The 553-nt window shown below is 66.6% G+C and carries 1 pseudogene; it reads left to right on the plus strand.

Annotated elements, in window-relative coordinates:
- Positions 1-57: 57 nt before the first annotated feature.
- Positions 58-553, plus strand: a pseudogene (locus tag GQE99_RS01670) (IS66 family transposase); the annotation flags it as partial.

A 553-nucleotide genomic window follows, 5' to 3' on the forward strand; every position in this document is an offset into this window, starting at 1 on the left:
TGCTTCTTCAGCCTTATTTGCATGGGCTTTCCGATGGCCGCATGGTAGGTCTCCCCCATGTCAGATGCCGCTTCCGAGATCGCCAGATTGCGCGCCGCGCTCGCGGCCTCGGAGGCTCGTGCGGAGGCCGCCGAGAGCGAACTGGNGACCTCCGAAGCAATGATCAAGCACCTCCGGCTCGAGATCGCCAAGCTCCGGCGCGAGCAGTATGGCCACAGTTCTGAGCGCCGCGCCCGCCTGATCGACCAGATGGAATTGCAGCTCGAGGAACTCGAAGCCGCGGCCACCGAGCACGAGATCGCCGCCGAGAAGGTGGCGAAGACCACGACGGTCGCCGGCTTCGAGCGCCGCCGCCCGGCCCGCAAGCCCTTCCCCGAGCATCTGCCCCNCCTGCTGCGGCTCGGATCGTATCGTGAAGATGGGCGAGGATATCACCGAGACGCTCGAGGTCATTCCCCGGCCGTGGAAGGTGATCCAGACCGTCCGCGAGAAGTTCACCTGCCGGCAGTGCGAGAAGATCAGCCAGCCGCCGGCCCCCTTCCACCCCACGCCG

The sequence above is a fragment of the Maritimibacter harenae genome, from assembly GCF_009882975.1.
Lineage (GTDB): Bacteria > Pseudomonadota > Alphaproteobacteria > Rhodobacterales > Rhodobacteraceae > Maritimibacter > Maritimibacter harenae.